Below are 18,211 nucleotides of genomic sequence, written 5' to 3' on the forward strand. Positions count from 1 at the left end.
TTGTAGGCGGAATAATCAATATATGGTAATGTTGAGAAAATTGTATGGTGAATATTTTACCAAATAATTTTATTGGCTCTTTATCTGGCTGTGGAAGCGTATTCAAAAGGGTGTATCGAGATTCATAGGTAGAATTAAAAATTTAGCGGGGTGATTGTTTTTTTTATAATCTTTGGGTTACTGAACAATTATGTTAACCAAAAAGGGGAGGGTATTAGTATGAAATCTGTTTTAGGCAAAATGATAATGTTATTGGCTCTATTCACAGTAATTTCGGCGGGTTGCAGTAATGAGAAAGAAGCTGGAAAAGAAGGTATGCCAGCTAAGGGAGGAGATGCCAACACTGATAGTAAAGAGTTGGAAGTTGCCGTTTTCCAAGGTGGTTATGGGGACGCGTTTTGGAAGCAGCTTGCTGAAAACTTCGAAAAAGAGAATCCGGGCACAAAGGTTAACGTAACAGCGAACCCGGATATTGGTGAAATGATTAGACCGAAAATCATTTCAGGAAATCCACCTGATGTCGTCTATCTAAACCAAACAGATCCTTCAGGTGTCACACAAGGATTAATAAAAGAGCATGGTCTTACAGATTTGACTGATTTATTTGACGGCAATGCAATTGATGAAGACGTACCATTGAAAGATAAAATTCTACCCGGTGTATTGGAATCCGTTTATATGACACCGTACGGCGACGGTAAAATCTACATGGCACCATATAACTATAACGTAATGGGTCTTTGGTACAACAAAACACTATTTGATGAAAAAAGTATCCCATTACCAAAAACATGGGATGAATTATTAGATTTAAACTCTGTTGCAAAAGAAAACGGTCGTGCATTATTCACATATCAAGGTACTGTACCTAGCTACTTAGAAGAAATTCTAATTCCGGCAGTTTACTCGCTTGGTGGACAAGAAGCGCTGGATCAAATGCTAACGTATGATCCTGAATTCTGGAAAACTGAAACAGCACTTGAAGCATTAGGGATTTTCGAAAAGATTGCCCAAGAAGATAATGCATTGATGAATGGAACAGTTGCACTGGACCATACACAATCACAGACATCCTTTATGCAAGGGAAAGCTATGTTTATTCCTAATGGTAACTGGTTTGAAGGAGAAATGACAGAAGCGCCAAGAGAAGAGGGTTTTGAATTTGGTTTCCTTGGAATCCCAACTTTCAACGCTAACGATCCACTTCTTGCATTGAATTCTATGGAACAAATGTATATCCCTAAAGGCGCTGCTAATCCAGAGCTTGCAAAGGAATTTTTACGCTTCATGTATTCACAAGAAAATGTGAAGTTGAATGGTGAATTAACGAAAGCATCCATGGCGGTAGTTGGTGGTGCTGACTTAGTAGCCGACTACTTATCAGAATCAACTTATAATGTCTTTAAAGCAGTTGAGTCAGGTATGTATTCTATGTCTGGTAACTTTGCACCTGTACCAACGGGTGTAAATGTTGATCCACGTGAAGTCTTATTCGATCAAGTTGCTAGTATTATGAATAAGGAAATGACTGTTCAAGAATGGGCGGATAAGATGTATGAGACCTATTCAAAAGTTGAAGAGAAAAAGTAATCCAAATCGATTAAATTGAACAACATTCCCCTAGTCTAGCAGTAGATTAGGGGAATACTTCTAAAAGAAATTACATAAAAGTCAAATAGTTTCGAAGGTAGGTGTTTATCATGAAAAGTAAAGAGCGAACAGCTTTTATATTATTTTGTATCTTGCCGACATTGGCTATATTTTCGATATTTATAGTCTATCCGGTAACACAGGTTTTCATTAAATCTATGTATAGTAGTTCGGGTTTTGGGGGGAATGAAGAATTTATCGGATTGGCTAACTTTGTCGAATTATTTCAAGATGATATTTTTCTTCAATCATTAAAAAATACAGGTTTTCTGATGTTAGTTGTTCCGGCTATTACACTGTTCTTATCCCTGGTGTTTGCTTCAATCTTATCTTTTGGCGAGTTAAGAGAAAAACACTTATATCGGACTATTTTCTTTTTCCCGAGTATCCTATCCTTTGTTGTTATCGGAATCCTTTGGGCTTTCATTTACCACCCGAATATGGGGATTATCAATGAAGTGCTCAATTGGATGGGATTAGATCAGTTTGCCTTAACATGGCTAGGGAGTAAAGATACCGTGTTATGGGCTATTGCACTTGTGATGGTGTGGCAGGCTGTTGGTTATTATATGGTCATGTACCTTGCTGGAATGGATGGTGTTCCAAGGGAACTCTATGAAGCTGCTTCTTTAGACGGTGCAAACGCTATACAGCAATTTTTCAAAATTACTGTCCCTATGCTATGGGAAATCATTCGTATCACCATTATTTTTAGTATTAATGGAGTACTGAATATCAGTTTTGTTATTGTAATTGTCATGACAGCCGGTGGACCGAATAATGCCTCGCAAGTTGCACTGACGTATATGTACAAACAAGCCTTCGTTAATGCAAACTTTGGCTATGCGATGGCAATCGCGGTTATCGTCTTCTCGGTATCGTTAGTACTGTCATTTATTAGTAATAAACTAACCGAACGAGAGGCTCACTAGTATGGAGGTGGCAAGATGAGTGGAAGTAAAGGGTTGAAACAAAAAGGTTCTAAACTATTGTTGAGAATTGTGTTGTTAACGGCAACGTTTATATTTGTCTATCCACTTGTGTGGAACCTACTGGCATCACTGAAAACTAATAAGGAAATTATGAGCAGCCCATGGGGATTTCCTGCCGTGCTACAGTTTGAAAACTTTGTGCGGGCATTTACGGAATCGAGTATGGGAGAATTTATCATTAACTCCTTCTTAGTAACAGGTCTTTCAATGTTGCTCTTGCTTATTTTGGTTATTCCAACAGCCTATGCGTTATCCCGTTTTGATTTTAAAGGAAGAAAGATTTTACATAACTTTTATATGGCGGGGTTATTTATTCAACCCGTTTATATAATGATTCCTCTGTTTTTGATGTTGAATAATCTTCATATGTTAGATAATCGTTTTTGGTTGAGTCTTATCTATGCAGCAGGAGCATTACCTTTTTCAATATATTTGCTAACAGGGTTTATGCGTTCTATCCCGAAGGAGTATGAGGAATCGGCGTTTATCGACGGCAGCGGTTATTTCCGTACGCTAATCAGTATCATTGTGCCGCTTGCAAGACCAGGTATATTAACGGTAATCATTTTCAATTTCTTTACGTTTTGGAATGAATATGCACTGGCGTTAGTTTTAATATCAAGTGATGAGAAGAAAACCATACCTGTAGGGCTTGCAAATTTAATGGAGGTGCAACGATTTGCAACAGATTGGGCAGCATTATTTGCGGGTCTTGTGCTCGTCTTACTTCCGACGATTACGCTCTATGCATTAACACAGAAGAAGTTGACAGAAGGTATGTCGATGGGTGGACTAAAGGGGTAATCATAAAATGATGACAAAAGGAGTTGTAGTAGTGCCTTTTTTAAAAGTTGAAGGAAATCAGCTATTGCTAAATAAAGAACCTATTCAAATTATTTCTGGTGCCATTCACTATTTCAGGATTGTTCCAGAATACTGGGAAGATCGTTTAATAAAATTAAAAGCATGTGGCTTCAATTGTGTTGAAACATATGTCCCGTGGAATTTACATGAACCAAAGGAAGGCAAATTCAATTTTGAAGGCATTGCTGATATTGAAGCGTTTATTCGAATGGCAGAACGTGTTGGATTGCATGTTATCGTTCGACCAAGCCCATATATTTGTGCGGAGTGGGAGTTTGGCGGTTTGCCTGCTTGGCTACTTACAGACAGTAATATGAAATTCAGGTCTTATTATGAGCCTTATCTAGAAAAGGTGGATCACTATTATGATGTTTTATTGAAAAGACTAGTACCATTACTACAAACAAACGGTGGACCCATTATTGCGATGCAAATTGAAAATGAGTATGGCAGTTTTGGTAATGATAAAAAGTATCTTACTTATATAAAAGATGCGATGATTGATAGAGGAATAGATGTATTGCTCTTTACATCAGATGGACCTACAGATTTAATGCTACAAGGCGGTACAGTGGATAATGTTTTGGCGACTGTTAATTTTGGCTCCAAACCAGTAGAAGCGTTTGATAAGTTACAAGCATATTTTCCAAATACGCCAAATATCGTGATGGAGTACTGGAATGGCTGGTTTGATCACTGGGGGGAAGAGCATCACCAACGTGACCCAGCTGAAACTGCCGCTACATTTACAGAAATGCTTGAACGTGGAGATTCGGTTAATTTTTATATGTTTCATGGAGGCACGAATTTTGGCTTTTACAATGGCGCTAATTATGGTGATGAATACCAGCCGACGATTACGAGTTATGATTATGATTGTCCGATAAGTGAAACAGGTGACATCACGCCTAAATTCCACGCTGTACGCGAAGCAATCGCCAAACATATAGACATCGGCGAATTAATACTACCTGAACCGATTCCGAAAATGAAATATGGACCTGTTATAATGACAGAGTCAGTTAAATTAGTTGATGCATTAGAAATGATCAGTGAACCGATCCAACGGGCAAACCCCGAGACGATGGAGAAGCTTGGGCAAGATTATGGATTTACACTTTATCGTACGTTTTTGGAGGGGCCAAAAGAAGAAGCAGCTTTATCAATCCAAGAAGTTCGTGATCGTGCATTAGTATTTGTTGATAATGATTATAAGGGTGTTATTGATCGGTGGAATAATAACACCATCTCATTTGCAGTACCTAAAGAAGGTGTCCAAATTGATCTATTAGTTGAAAATATGGGGCGTATTAATTATGGACCGATGATGAACGATCCAAAAGGAATTACAGCTGGTGTGCGATTTGAGCGTCAGTTCTTATTTGACTGGAAGATGTACCCTTTACCAATGGACAATCTGCAATTACTTTCGTTTAAGGAGAACAATGAAAAGACTACTGGACCTGCATTTTATAAAGGGATATTTACTGTAGAAGAGATTGGCGATACTTTTGTGGAATTACCAGGGTGGGTAAAAGGCTTTGTCGTTGTTAATGGTTTTAATTTGGGGAGATACTGGGAAATTGGACCTCAAGAAACATTATACTTACCAGGTCCGTTAATAAGGAAAGGCGATAATGAAATTGTTGTTTTTGAATTACATGGAAGTGAAAATCTTACGGTTAATTTAATTGATACACATAAATTGGGCTAAATGATGGGATGGTGATCGAACTGCTCTTTCCCGAGTCATAATCGTAAAGAATGAGTAATGGAAAAGGTGAAGCGAATGGCCACAATTAAAGATATAGCAGAAAAAGCGGGTGTATCTTCTTCAACCGTTTCGCGGGTACTGAATTTTGATGCCAGTCTATCGGTAGCAGACGAAACGAAAAAAAGGATATTTGAGGCTGCAGAAGAGTTGTCTTATCGGAAACGTTCAACCAAAAGATATGTTAACCAAAAATTTGCCATTGTACATTGGTATACAGAAAAAGAAGAATTAAATGACCTTTATTATTTATCCATACGGCTCGGTATTGAACAACGGTGTAAAGAAATAGGCATTTATACCGAAGTATACTTTTTCGATAATATTAAAGCTATTATCCCTGCGGAAATCGAGGGCATTATTGCCGTGGGAAAATTTAGTGATCAACAAGTGAAAGAATTAACAGCCATTAACCCAATGGTTGTCTTTGTGGATTACAGCCCTAATGAAGAGAAATATGATGCCATTGTTATAGATTTTGAAAAAGCAACAAAAAAGGTAATAGACTTCTTCATTTCTACAAGGCATGAAAAAATAGGATTTATTGGTGGATTAGAGCTGTTAAGAGGACAAAAAGAACCTATCGAAGATTTACGTGAAAAGACGTTCCAATCCTATATGAAAGAAAAAGAGTTGTATGAGGAACAATTTGTTTATAGGGGCTCTTTTTCAGTGGATGATGGCTATAGATTAATGCGGCAAGCAATTGAAGATTTAGGCGATGATTTACCGACAGCTTTCTTTATAAGTAGTGATGCTATCGCAATCGGTTGTTTAAGAGCACTCCATGAAGCAGCTATACTTATTCCTGAACGAGTTAGTATTATTGGCATTAATGATATGTCTGTTTCCAAATATATGTACCCATCATTGAGCACAATTAAAGTATATACGGAAATTATGGGGGCAACGGCCGTAGATACATTAGTAGAACGTTTAGAAGGTAGAAAAATTACAAAAAAAGTTTTTATTTCTACAAAACTAATAATACGCCAAAGTGTTAGAAAGTAAGAGAAGTTACTAATATTTAGTGAGGAGTTATTGCTACCCGAAGTATAAGGATATAATATAACAGCTAAAGAGCGATTCGTTTAATTGTAATAAAGGTTTATGCGGGTTTAGCATTTCTTGCCTTGGCAATGTTATTTAGTGTACAAGTAAAATAAAGATGTCCTTTGTCGATTATTTTTATTATCTATCAAAGGGGGGCTTTACTATGCGGCAAGGCACATTCCAGTGGATGAAATCAGTAAATAAGTCCATTATTTTAAATAAAATTCGGACGGATGCACCCATCTCTAGGGCTCAAATTGCCAAAGAGACTAAATTAACGCCACCAACGGTTAGTAGTAATATGAAAGAGTTAATTGACCAAGGGATTGTAATAGAAAGCAAGCTTGGTGAGTCTCAAGGTGGTCGAAAGCCAACGATGCTCTTAATTAATAACCAAGAATTCTATGTAGTAGGCGTAGATGCGGGTCCGGAAATGATAGAGTGTATCCTTACCGATTTATCGGGGAAAATCCTGAAACGAATTTCAAGTAAGATGACCACGCCATTAACGAATGACCAATTTCTCATTATTTTAAAAGACTGTATTCGTAATTGTATAATAGACATTTCTGCTACAAGTAAAAAAATTATTGGTATAGGCGTAGCGATGCATGGAGTTGTGGACGTAGAAACAGGTACATCTTTGTTTGCTCCTATTTTAAGACTGACAAATATTCCGATCAAAGAAGAATTGGAAAAAGAATTTGGACTAGAAGTTAAAGTAGAAAATGATGCGCGTGCAATGGCATTAGGAGAATCCTGGTTTGGCGAACACGGTGATTTAACGAGTATGCTGGTTGTGAATATTGGACGAGGTGTTGGTGCTGGTCTTGTCATTGACAGAAAGCTATACCATGGAGCACAAGATATTGCTGGTGAAGTAGGTCATATGATAATCGATTTACATGGGGAAATTTGCGAATGTGGTAATCGTGGATGTTTACAAACGTTTGCAACAGGACCGGCGATTGCTAGGAGAGCAATGAAAGAATTGACGATTGATTCAATCACTGCAGAGAAAGTCTATGAATTAGCTGTGAGTGGTAATGAAGAATTTGCGATTATACTAAAGGAAACTGGAAGAGTGATTGGGATAGGATTAACAAATTTAATACATATTATTAATCCGCAAAAAATTGTGCTTGGTGGAGGAGTAACAAAAGCTCAAGAGCTTATTTTTCCAGTTGTACTTAAAACGATTGAACAATGTGCATTGACACCAAAAGCGAAACAAACTGAAGTCACCATAACAAAACTGGGTGATGATGCAACACTTATTGGCGCTGTTTCTTTACTGTTAGTTGATGTATTTGAACCTAATTAACTTTTTGACTACATTCCTTACGTCCTTTGTGACGTAGGGATTTTTTTATGGGCAGGTAAGACTATTTTTTGTATTCTGTGTAGACAGAATACTACGTATATGATAGTCTTTTTAAAAGTTAGTAAATATTTTACCTACTTTATTTACTCTGACTTTACTTGACTGTAAATGTGTAGTGGATACGGTGGCTATAGAGATGGCGTGGTGAAAAATACGTTTAGTGTTGTTAACGTTTACGGAAGTAGTGATTGTACGAATTGATACCAACAAAAACATGCATAGGCTATTAGAAATAATAAGTAATCGAGTAGATGTGAAAAAGAAATTGTGCTGAGTCTTTAAATTCATGATGCATCTTTGGAATGCATTTCGGACTAGAATGCTGTACAGACTTCGTACAAAATTTATCAAAAGTGTGTTCAAGCATTAGAATTAGAAGAAAACATTCTTATGCTAACTTTATAAACAAATTTGAGGAGGTAATTGATTTGAAGAATTACAAATTTATTTGGTTGATTAGTATTTTACTTGTGATTAGTGGGTTCCTAGCGGCGTGTGGTGACAAAAAAGAAAGCGCTGACACTGCTGATGGAGCTGGAAAAAAGGCGACAGAAGGATCAGGTAAAGATGTGCCACAAGTTCTAAATTTGATTGAAATAGCAGAAATTGCGTCTGCCGACTCAGCAATTGCTGAAGATGCATTAAGTACCAAAGTACTGAACAACGTAATGGAAGGACTTTATCGTGTGAATCAAGAAGGTTTACTAGCGCCAGCAATGGCTGAAGCAGAACCTGAAATAAGTGCAGATGGAATGACGTATACGTTCAAAATCCGTGATGCCCAATGGTCGAATGGAACACCTGTAACTGCCCATGACTTTGTATATGCTTGGCAACGCGCTATCGATCCTGATATGGCTTCACCTTACGGACCGTATTTAATGGCGGGTATGATTAAAAATGCAACCGAAATTGGTGAAGGGAAAGCAGAAATAGAGGAGCTTGGGGTTAAAGCTACAGACGATAAAACACTTGTCGTTAAACTTGAACGCCCAGTTGCTTACTTCCTTTCACTGACTTCCTTCGCGACATTTTTACCAGTTAACGAAGAATTCGTAACTGCCCAGGGTGATAATTACGCAACTAACTCTGACGCAATGATATATAACGGTCCTTTCTCATTAGCAGATTGGGACGGGACTGATAACTGGAAATACGTAAAAAATGACGCGTATTGGGATGTTGCTAGTGTGAAACTTGATGAAATTCTTGTTGATATTGTTAAAGAAACTTCAACAGCAGTAAAACTATATGAACAAGGCAAGAAAGATCGTGTAATACTGAGTGCAGAATATGCAATGCAGTATGCTGATGATCCAAACATTATCAATGAGGTTGAAACGGCTGTTTTCTACTTCAAAATGAACCAACTGCGTGATGGTAAACCGACGCCACTTGCAAATGCTGACATTCGTAAAGCAATTGCAAGAGCGTTCAATAAAGAGGAACTTGCAGATGCAGTCTTGGCGAATGGAGCTAAAGCCGCTAATTTCCTAGTTGCAAATGACTTCACGCTTGATGAAAATGGTAAAGATTTCCGTGACTACAGTAAGGATTTTGCTGTTTACGATGTTGAAGAAGCACAAGCATTTTGGAAAAAAGGGCTAAAAGCACTCGGGAAAGACAAAGTAACAATTGAACTCCTTGGTGGAGATACTGAAAACTCTAAGAAACAACAAGAGTGGTACAAATCAGAACTAGAAAGAAACCTACCAGGTTTGACAATCAAACTGAAAGAAGTACCTTCGGCGGTACGTCTTGAACTTGATGACACTAGTAATTATGATATCCAAGCATCTGGATGGGGACCTGACTTTCAGGATCCAATTTCATTCATGGAGTTATTTGTAACTGAAAGTCCGCAGAATAAAATGGGTTACTCAAATCCAATTTATGACGAACTTATTGAATCTACAAAAACAACTTATGCAAATGATCCAATCAAACGTTTTGAAGTGTTTGCGGAAGCCGAAAAAATTCTTCTGGAAGATGACGCGGCTATCGCGCCGACGTATCAACGCGGTGGAATGTTCCTTAGGAACCCAGCTGTAAAAGGGATTGCTATCAACCCATTCGGTAGTGACTTTACCTATAAGTGGATGTATATAGAAGCTACAGGAAAGTAGGAAGTGAAACGCTGTTGCATAAAAGACTTTGTTTACTAACCCCACATAGGGATTGGAGAATTGTCATAGTTCTTGATGTCTTTTGTAGCGGTGAATCATTGTGAAGGGGATTCTTTATGTCAACATATATAGACAGTATAGTTGGTCTATGGTACTATTGAAAAAATAGTAGTAATAGTTTTACTGAATAATTTTACTTAGTTGAGAGATGTTTTCGGAAAGAAGATAAAGAGATTGTGTGGTGATAATGTGACATATGCATTGGGTGTTGATATTGGTGGTACAAAAATTGCCACAGTGATAATTGATCAATATGGAGAAATATATAAACGTTCAGAAGTAGCAAGTGATCCATCGGATAAAGAAAAAATGTTTCAACAAGTTATCAAAAGTATTGAAATGGTGTTAAAAGGTTCAAAAGTGCAACTTAATGACATCAAAGGTATGGGTGTAGGCGTACCGGGAAAAATAGATCGTGAGAATGGGATAGCGATTTTTCAAAACAATTTACCGTGGAGGGACTTTCCAATTGTAAGTCGTTTACAAGATTACTTTTCGTTTACAAACATTGTAATCGATAACGATGTATATATGGCTACATATGCAGAATGGAAAGTATCAAACACAAATAAACAGGACACATTTGTATATTTAACAATTAGTACAGGAATTTCCTGTGCGATCATTCATCAAGGTTCGTTTATACGCGGGAATGGTTTTGCAGGTGAGCTTGGTTTGTTTCCAGTTTTGGCAGGACAATCATTAAATGGGTTTGAAAACTTAGAAAAGTCAGCCTCAGGCCCTGCAATAAAAAAACTTGCTGAAAAGCGATTAAACACTCCTAATCTTACAACAAGTGAATTTTTCTTGAAATATGAAGATAATGATAAAGAAGCAAAAGTGTTAATGAATGAAGTGGTCGGATCTTTAGCGCATGGAATATATTCAATTATATGTTTGTTAGATCCACACAGTATTGTTCTCGGTGGTGGAGTCATTAATAAAAATCCTTTTCTATTGGATTTAATAAAAGAATCATTGAAACAATATTTAATCCCTGAACAGCAGAATAGCCTAGAACGCTTATATATAAGTAAATTGAAAAGTGATTCAGGAATTGTAGGCGCCGGTTTAAAAGGATTGAGTAGTTAAAGGGAGGATACAAGATTTTGAAACACTTTAAAGATGAGAAAATCATTAAAAAAACAAAAGCAATTTTAATTGGTGCAGGTGATAGAGGGGCTAAAGCATACGCCCCTAACGCCAATGATTATCCACACGAGTTGGAGTTTGTAGCTGTTGCCGAACTGAATCCTCAGAGACGCGAAGCATTTGCGCAACAATACTCACTTTCGGAAAATCAATGTTATGCCTCATGGGAAGAAATGTTAGAAGATGACATCGATGCTGATGTAGCTTTCATTTGTACTTTGGATAGGCAACATTATGAGCCTACAGTAAAAGCAATCGAAAAAGGATACCATGTTTTACTAGAAAAACCGATGTCACCTGATCCAAAAGAATGTATATCGATGGTGGAGATTGCAAAGGAACATGATAAACTACTAACGATTTGTCATGTTTTAAGGTATACACCATTTTGGCAAAATATCAAGAGTATCATTGATGAAGGAAAAATAGGTGACATTGTATCGATTCAATTGAATGAAAATGTTGAAGTTATGCATATGTCACATAGTTTTGTACGTGGAAACTGGAATAATAGTGATGTATCAAGCCCGATGATCTTGCAAAAATCATGTCATGATATGGATATCTTAATGTATTTGATGGACCAAAAATGTAAGCATGTCAGTTCGTTCGGGTCATTGATGCATTTTAAGAAATCAAATGCGCCTAAAGATGGCCCTTTACGTTGTTTGGATGGATGTCCTATCGAAAATGACTGCGCATTTCATGCTGGAAAGTATTATTTAGGTGAAGGTAAAGGCTGGGCGAAAAAGTTCACAACAGATCATTCGCGAGAAGGAATTATTCATGCGTTAAATACCACGCCATATGGAAAATGTGTCTATCGTTCTGATAATAATGTTGTTGATCATCAAGTAGTCAATCTAGAATTTGAAAATGGGGCTACGGCTACTTTTAGTATGTGTGGATTCACAAGAGAGCAAACTCGGATTGTACAAATCATGGGTACAAAAGGTGAGATTAGAGGAAAAATGGATGAAAACACAATATCTGTTTTCGATTTCCTATCGAAAAATGAAACAGTTACGAAATTGAATGAACCCAAAAGTGGCCATGGTGGTGGCGATGAAGCTATCGTTAGAGACTTTTTACAAGAAGCAAGAAACTACGACGGAAATGAAAGCAGATCATCCGCTGCTGTATCACTTGAAAGTCATTTATTAGCATTTGGAGCTGAAGCTTCAAGGCGGCAAAATGGTAAAGTCATTCATATCGCTAATTTTGCTAATGAAGTTCTTTAATTTAGAATATGGCCTATAATCAGAGTAAATAAATATCTATATTAGCTGAGGGAAGGCATCCCCTAGCGTCGAAGCGGATTCAATGAGAACTTTCATTTCGAAATATAGTTACCTATATTATGGAACAGAGACTCCCAAATTCTAGCTAATCGGCACACTTAGACTAGGCTGAATAATAAGACAGTTTCCAATCTGTCCTATTACTATAAATACTGTATCATGTATATATTGTAGATTATCTACTAAATACGGTAATTATAGAAATGGAAAAGGTGATTAACAGTGGCAACAATTAAAGATATAGCAGAAAAAGCGGGTGTCTCTTCGGCAACTGTTTCGAGGGTACTCAATTATGATGCGACCTTATCAGTAGCAGATGAAACGAAGAAAAAGATATTTGAAGTAGCTGAAGAGTTATCATACCGAAAAACTTCATCCAAGAGATATGTTGATCAAAAGGTCGCTGTTGTACATTGGTATACAGAAAAAGAAGAATTAAATGACCTATATTATTTATCAATTAGACTTGGAATTGAAAAGCGATGTAAAGAAATTGGTATGAAACCAGAAGTATATTTTTTCGATAATATTAAAGATATTAAGGCAGCTGAAATTGAGGGTATTATTGCTGTTGGTAAATTTAGTGACCCACAAGTCAAAGAATTAACAACTATTAATCCAATGGTTGTCTTTGTCGATTACAGTCCTAATGAAGATAAATATGATGCAGTTGTCATTGATTTTGAAAAAGCAACGAAGAAAATAATCGATTTTTTCCTATCAACAGATCATAGTAAAATTGGATTTATTGGCGGGAGAGAGATACTAAAAGGTCAAATAGAACCTATAGAAGATTTACGGGAAAAGACGTTTCAATCGTATATGGGGGAAAATGGGCTGTTTGATGAACGTTTTGTCTATGTTGGCTCATTTTCAGTTGAAGATGGCTACAACTTAATGAAACAAGCTATAGAAGACTTAGGAGAAGACTTACCAACTGCCTTTTTTATGAGTAGTGATGTCATGGCGATTGGTAGTTTAAGAGCACTTCATGAGGCCAATATAGCAATCCCAGACCGGGTCAGTATCATTGGAATAAATGACATGACAGTTTCAAAATATATGTATCCATCATTAAGTACGATTAGAGTCTATACGGAAGTTATGGGAGAAACAGCTGTAGATACATTACTAGAAAGATTAGAAGGTAGAAAAATAGCGAAGAAAATACTTGTTTCGACCAAACTTGTTATCCGTGATAGTGTGAAAAAGTAAGTGGAGTATTTAGATGAAGAGTTATACATGTTGAATAAATCAAGATCTATATAAAGTGGGCGAAGGCGCCTTTCAATAACAGTAACTGGACTCCGGGTAGCCGAAACCCTAAGATTGGCGGGGAAATATCCTGGCTTAGAACGTGAGGTATCCTCTAGCACCGTAGCGAATTCTTTATTTCAATAGATTTAGTAGTGAAGTAACTTGGAAAGACAGTATGACTCTATATGGTATTTATTGAAAAATGGAGGTTGTAAAAAATGTTTAATCTAACGTCAGAACAAATCATCGACAGCAATGCGGTACATACGACAAGAGAAATACACCAACAACCAGCTGTATGGCAGGAATTAGTTACAGGTTTATTAGAGCAGCAAGAAAAATTCAAAGGATTTCTTAACTCCATTTATAAAAAACATGATACTGTACGAATTATTTTAACAGGTGCTGGTACATCTGCATTTGTGGGAGACACGTTAGTTCCAGAATTAGCACGACAAAATCAGCAAAACATCCAATTTGCATCAATCCCAACAACAGATATCGTCTCAAATCCGACAGAATACTTATTTAAAGATACACCAACAATCTTGGTATCGTTTGCACGATCAGGAAATAGCCCGGAAAGTGTAGCGACCGTTACATTAGGACAAGAGATTGTTACTGACTTTTATCAGGTTGTTATTACATGTAATAAGGACGGACAATTAGCGAAAAACATTCAAGGCGATGACAAAAGTATTACATTATTAATGCCTGAAAAAGCAAATGATCAATCATTAGCAATGACAAGTAGTTTCACGAGTATGATTATTGCCGCTTATGTATTGTTTACTGAGGACGTCTTTACAAATGACGTAGCAACAAAAGTCATTGCTAGCGCGGAACAACTAATTGAAAAACTAGGGAATGTTGTTGATGAAGTAGTAGAGTTTGATTTTGAAAGAATTGCCTATTTAGGTTCTGGTTTACTTGCCCAACTATCACATGAAGCGTCATTAAAAATGCTTGAACTCTCTGGTGGACAAGTTGTTGCAATTCATGAATCATCACTTGGGTTCCGTCATGGTCCCAAATCAATTTTAAATGACAAATCAGCAGTGGTTTTGTTTATGTCACAAAATCCATATACAAGAAAATACGATCTTGATATTTTACGGGAATTAGCGGCAGCAAAAACAGGCATGAAAATTGTAGCACTAACTGAAATAAATGATGAAGAAGTTGAAAAACTTGCTGACTGGGTTATTTCAGTGAATACGGGAACAGAATCACTTTCAAGCGACTTCCATCTTGCATTATTGTATATCATTTTTGCTCAAACTTTAGCATTGAAAAAGTCAATTCAATTGGGGATTACGCCTGATAATCCAAGTCCAGATGGAGCGATTAGTCGTGTCGTAAAAGGTGTAACAATCTATGACTATAAAAAATAAGCAATCCTGCAATCAAATCGATTCATTTAATGGAACAACAAGGGGGAAAAGTGATGGGATACGTACAAAATACAAAGGAAATGCTCATTAAAGCGAGAAAAGAAGGGTATGCTGTTCCTGCCTTTAATATTCATAATCTAGAAACAATCCAAGTGGTCATTGAGGCGGCAGTTGAATTAAGGTCACCTGTTATCCTTGCAGCGACTCCTGGAACGATGTCATATGGTGGGCGTGCGTACATTCAAGCCATTGCTGAAGTAGCAGCAAAGAGTAATGATATTCCAATTGCATTGCACTTAGATCATCATGAAACAATTGAATCGATTGTGGAATCGCTTGAGTTAGGTGTGAAAGCTGTCATGGTGGATGGATCACATGGTACCTTTGAAGAAAACATTATGCTTTCTAAAAAAGTAGTGGACAAAGCACATAAATACGGTGCAACAGTCGAAGCTGAACTAGGAAAACTGGTTGGGCAAGAAGATGATATCATTGTTGAAGCGGCAGATGCAGCATATACAGATCCAACTACAGTCCGAGAATTTGTTGAGCGAACAGGTATTGACTCACTAGCTGTTGCGATTGGTACAGGTCATGGGCTTTATGAGACTAAACCGAATCTTGACTTTGATCGTCTAGAAAAGATAAAAAACTTAGTAGAAATTCCAATTGTGCTTCATGGTGCTTCGGGAATATCGCAAGAGGATGTCCGTAAATGTATTTCACTTGGTTGTGCAAAAGTAAATATTTCGACGGAGCTAAAGATTCCTTTCTCTGATGCATTGCGCACTTATTTAATTGAAAATCCAAATGAAACAGACACAAGAAAGTATATGAAACCAGCCAAAGACGCTATGAGGAACGCAGTTAAAGAGAAAATAATCATGTGTATGAGTGACGGAAAAGCATGAAATTGTGGAGTGAGAGATTATTCTCACTCCATTTGAGTATAGAGGGCTAAATTTGGTGATTTACGATTGAGGATGGAGTGGTTTACGATGATATTAACGATTACATTAAATCCAGCTGTGGATATTAGTTATAAGCTTGATAACTTGTCACTTAACACGGTAAATCGGATTGAAGATGTTTCTAAAACTGTGGGTGGAAAAGGACTAAATGTTGCTCGGGTGTTACATCAGCTTGGTGAAAATGTGGCTGCGTCAGGATTTCTAGGCGGTAGTTTAGGAGAGTTCATTCGTTCGCGGCTTGCGACAATAGGAATTCAAGACTTTTTTGTTTCGATAAGTGGTGAAACGCGCAATTGCATAGCGGTGATCCATGAAGGGAAACAGACTGAGATACTAGAAAGTGGTCCTGTAATCACAGCAAGTGAAGCAGCACTATTTTTAGAAAAGTTTACTGAGTATGCATCTCAGGTTAACATTGTAACGCTATCTGGAAGTTTGCCAAAAGGCTTGCCGACGGATTTTTATGTAGATTTAGTGAGAATTTCCAACGAATATGACGCTAAGGTTTTGTTAGATTCGAATGGGGCTTTATTAACAGCACTCGTAGCAAGTGAACATAAGCCTTATTTAATCAAACCGAATGAAGAAGAACTTGCAGATTTACTTGGTCAAAAGTCTGTTGATGAGGTACAAATAATTGAAGCGCTAGAATCAGCGCTCTTTGCAGAAATTCCCTGGGTCGTTGTCACGCTTGGAGCAGATGGTGCAATTGTGAAACATAAAAAAACTCTTTACAGGGCAAAAGCTCCTGAAATTGAGGCGATTAATCCAGTCGGTTCGGGGGATTCCGTTATAGCGGGATTTGCTGCAGGAATAGCTCGTGGATTAGCAGATGAAGCATTGATCAAATTTGGACTATCAATGGGCGTTCTCAATGCCTTGGAAGAGCAAACAGGCCATATTAATGCAGAAAATGTAGAGTGGGCTGTTGATCAGATGTCGGTTAATAGAATCAAAAGGTGATGAGTACGATTGTGCGTATTGGTGTTGATTGTTATAGTGGATTAAATGTATGGAAGGAAGTTATTCATGGGAAGTTTGTATTTAATTAACGCTACAATTGTTTTGGAAGACAGTATTTTGTACGAAGGGTTTATACATATTAAAGAAGAAAAAATCGAGTCTATAGGTGGAATGGGAAATTGCCCCTCATCGGCTACGGCAGACCGGGTAGTCGATTGTAGAGGGAAACAATATGTGATTCCAGGTATGATTGATATTCACGTTCATGGTGCGGCTGGATTTGACTTTATGGACGGAAAACAGGAAGCTTTTGAAGAAATTGCGCTTGCTCTAGCGAAGGAGGGAACCACCTCCTTCCTGGCGACAACGATAACTAACCCAGTCTCTTATCTAAGTCATACGCTAAAAAGTCTTGAGAGATATAGAGCTGACAGTAATGGCCCAGGGGCCGCGGAAATGATTGGTATTCACTTAGAAGGCCCTTTTATTAATAAAGAACAAAAAGGGGCCCAGCCAGAGAGTGCCATTATTTTGCCGAATGCGAATCTGTTTAAAGAATGGCAGGAGTTGTCTGGAGATGCTATTAAAATCATCACATATGCCCCGGAGTTGGACAACAATTTTGAACTTTTAACTGAACTTAAAAGGGCCAATGTGATTCCGTCGATGGGGCATACAAATGCATCCTATGATGAATCGATTCATGCCATAACTCATGGTGTTACCCATGCAACACATTTGTTTAATGGTATGAAGGGAATGCACCATCGTGATCCCGGAGTTGTCGGAGCGGTGCTTTTACAGGACGATGTCCATGTTGAAATCATTCCTGATGGCATTCATTTTCATCCTGATTTATTGAAACTCATTATCAAGATGAAAAGGCTTGGAAATATACTAGCAATAACTGATGGGATGCGTGCGAAAGGGATGCCTGATGGGGAATATGATTTGGGGGGGCAGCAAGTGACCGTGCGCGACGGGAAATGTTTATTAACATCTACTGGTTCTTTGGCTGGAAGTATAGTCACGATGAATAGTGCTAGATTAAATCTTGCAAAGTGGCTTGAACTATCCATACATGAGCAAATACAAATCACTTCATCGAACCAAGCTGACCGTTTAGGACTATCAAGTCGAAAAGGATCGATAAAGACTGGTAAAGATGCTGACATTGTTGTTTTAGGTCAAGATGGGGCAGTTGAATTGACGATTTGTAGAGGTGCTATTGCTTTTGAACGTAATGGTGCATTCAGCTGACATTTTCGGGAGG

At 37.6% G+C, this 18,211-nt stretch carries 14 protein-coding genes; all 14 read left to right on the forward strand.

Annotated features, from left to right (window positions below):
• Positions 1–219 precede the first annotated feature (219 nt).
• The 14 genes from MKZ11_RS15620 (at position 220) to nagA (ending at position 18,198) form a co-directional block, all read left to right on the forward strand.
• Entirely contained in the window at positions 220–1,590 is a 1,371-nt protein-coding gene (locus tag MKZ11_RS15620; RefSeq protein ID WP_340795310.1) for a carbohydrate ABC transporter substrate-binding protein, read from the forward strand.
• 110 nt (positions 1,591–1,700) lie between these two features.
• Entirely contained in the window at positions 1,701–2,582 is an 882-nt protein-coding gene (locus MKZ11_RS15625; RefSeq protein WP_340795311.1) for a carbohydrate ABC transporter permease, read from the forward strand.
• A gap of 15 nt (positions 2,583–2,597) precedes the next feature.
• A complete protein-coding gene (locus MKZ11_RS15630; RefSeq protein ID WP_340795312.1) occupies positions 2,598–3,446 on the forward strand; it encodes a carbohydrate ABC transporter permease in 849 nt (282 codons plus the stop codon).
• Between the two features lie 7 nt (positions 3,447–3,453).
• Positions 3,454–5,220 carry a glycoside hydrolase family 35 protein gene (locus tag MKZ11_RS15635; RefSeq protein WP_340795313.1) on the forward strand — a complete coding sequence of 589 codons (1,767 nt, stop codon included), beginning with the start codon at positions 3,454–3,456 and terminating at the stop codon, positions 5,218–5,220.
• A gap of 75 nt (positions 5,221–5,295) precedes the next feature.
• Positions 5,296–6,288, forward strand: coding sequence for a LacI family DNA-binding transcriptional regulator (locus tag MKZ11_RS15640; RefSeq protein ID WP_340795314.1), 993 nt, complete (start codon positions 5,296–5,298; stop codon positions 6,286–6,288).
• A gap of 205 nt (positions 6,289–6,493) precedes the next feature.
• A complete protein-coding gene (locus tag MKZ11_RS15645; protein WP_340795315.1) occupies positions 6,494–7,654 on the forward strand; it encodes an ROK family transcriptional regulator in 1,161 nt (386 codons plus the stop codon).
• Between the two features lie 488 nt (positions 7,655–8,142).
• Positions 8,143–9,840: a peptide ABC transporter substrate-binding protein gene (locus tag MKZ11_RS15650; RefSeq protein WP_340795316.1), complete on the forward strand. Its 1,698-nt coding sequence runs from the start codon at positions 8,143–8,145 to the stop codon at positions 9,838–9,840.
• A gap of 261 nt (positions 9,841–10,101) precedes the next feature.
• Positions 10,102–10,992 carry an ROK family protein gene (locus MKZ11_RS15655; RefSeq protein ID WP_340795317.1) on the forward strand — a complete coding sequence of 297 codons (891 nt, stop codon included), beginning with the start codon at positions 10,102–10,104 and terminating at the stop codon, positions 10,990–10,992.
• A 44-nt stretch (positions 10,993–11,036) separates the two neighbouring features.
• On the forward strand, positions 11,037–12,293 hold the full coding sequence (locus tag MKZ11_RS15660; protein WP_340797021.1) for a Gfo/Idh/MocA family protein: 1,257 nt from the start codon (positions 11,037–11,039) through the stop codon (positions 12,291–12,293).
• 282 nt (positions 12,294–12,575) lie between these two features.
• Entirely contained in the window at positions 12,576–13,568 is a 993-nt protein-coding gene (locus tag MKZ11_RS15665) for a LacI family DNA-binding transcriptional regulator (protein ID WP_340795318.1), read from the forward strand.
• Between the two features lie 260 nt (positions 13,569–13,828).
• Positions 13,829–15,004, forward strand: coding sequence for an SIS domain-containing protein (locus tag MKZ11_RS15670; RefSeq protein WP_340795319.1), 1,176 nt, complete (start codon positions 13,829–13,831; stop codon positions 15,002–15,004).
• A 53-nt stretch (positions 15,005–15,057) separates the two neighbouring features.
• Positions 15,058–15,915, forward strand: coding sequence for a tagatose-bisphosphate aldolase subunit GatY (locus MKZ11_RS15675; protein ID WP_340795320.1), 858 nt, complete (start codon positions 15,058–15,060; stop codon positions 15,913–15,915).
• Between the two features lie 87 nt (positions 15,916–16,002).
• Positions 16,003–16,938, forward strand: coding sequence for a hexose kinase (locus tag MKZ11_RS15680; RefSeq protein ID WP_340795321.1), 936 nt, complete (start codon positions 16,003–16,005; stop codon positions 16,936–16,938).
• A 66-nt stretch (positions 16,939–17,004) separates the two neighbouring features.
• Entirely contained in the window at positions 17,005–18,198 is a 1,194-nt protein-coding gene (gene nagA / locus MKZ11_RS15685) for an N-acetylglucosamine-6-phosphate deacetylase (protein WP_340795322.1), read from the forward strand.
• Positions 18,199–18,211: the final 13 nt, after the last annotated feature.

The organism is Sporosarcina sp. FSL K6-1508 (assembly GCF_038007465.1).
Taxonomy (GTDB): domain Bacteria; phylum Bacillota; class Bacilli; order Bacillales_A; family Planococcaceae; genus Sporosarcina; species Sporosarcina psychrophila_B.

What these genes read in the sequence shown, in the direction of transcription:
- MKZ11_RS15620 (WP_340795310.1), top strand. Translation starts at nt 220, where the DNA reads ATGAAATCTGTTTTAGGCAAAATGATAATGTTATTGGCTCTATTCACA.
- MKZ11_RS15625 (WP_340795311.1), top strand. Translation starts at nt 1,701, where the DNA reads ATGAAAAGTAAAGAGCGAACAGCTTTTATATTATTTTGTATCTTGCCG.
- MKZ11_RS15630 (WP_340795312.1), top strand. Translation starts at nt 2,598, where the DNA reads ATGAGTGGAAGTAAAGGGTTGAAACAAAAAGGTTCTAAACTATTGTTG.
- MKZ11_RS15635 (WP_340795313.1), top strand. Translation starts at nt 3,454, where the DNA reads ATGATGACAAAAGGAGTTGTAGTAGTGCCTTTTTTAAAAGTTGAAGGA.
- MKZ11_RS15640 (WP_340795314.1), top strand. Translation starts at nt 5,296, where the DNA reads ATGGCCACAATTAAAGATATAGCAGAAAAAGCGGGTGTATCTTCTTCA.
- MKZ11_RS15645 (WP_340795315.1), top strand. Translation starts at nt 6,494, where the DNA reads ATGCGGCAAGGCACATTCCAGTGGATGAAATCAGTAAATAAGTCCATT.
- MKZ11_RS15670 (WP_340795319.1), top strand. Translation starts at nt 13,829, where the DNA reads ATGTTTAATCTAACGTCAGAACAAATCATCGACAGCAATGCGGTACAT.
- MKZ11_RS15675 (WP_340795320.1), top strand. Translation starts at nt 15,058, where the DNA reads ATGGGATACGTACAAAATACAAAGGAAATGCTCATTAAAGCGAGAAAA.
- MKZ11_RS15680 (WP_340795321.1), top strand. Translation starts at nt 16,003, where the DNA reads ATGATATTAACGATTACATTAAATCCAGCTGTGGATATTAGTTATAAG.
- nagA (WP_340795322.1), top strand. Translation starts at nt 17,005, where the DNA reads ATGGGAAGTTTGTATTTAATTAACGCTACAATTGTTTTGGAAGACAGT.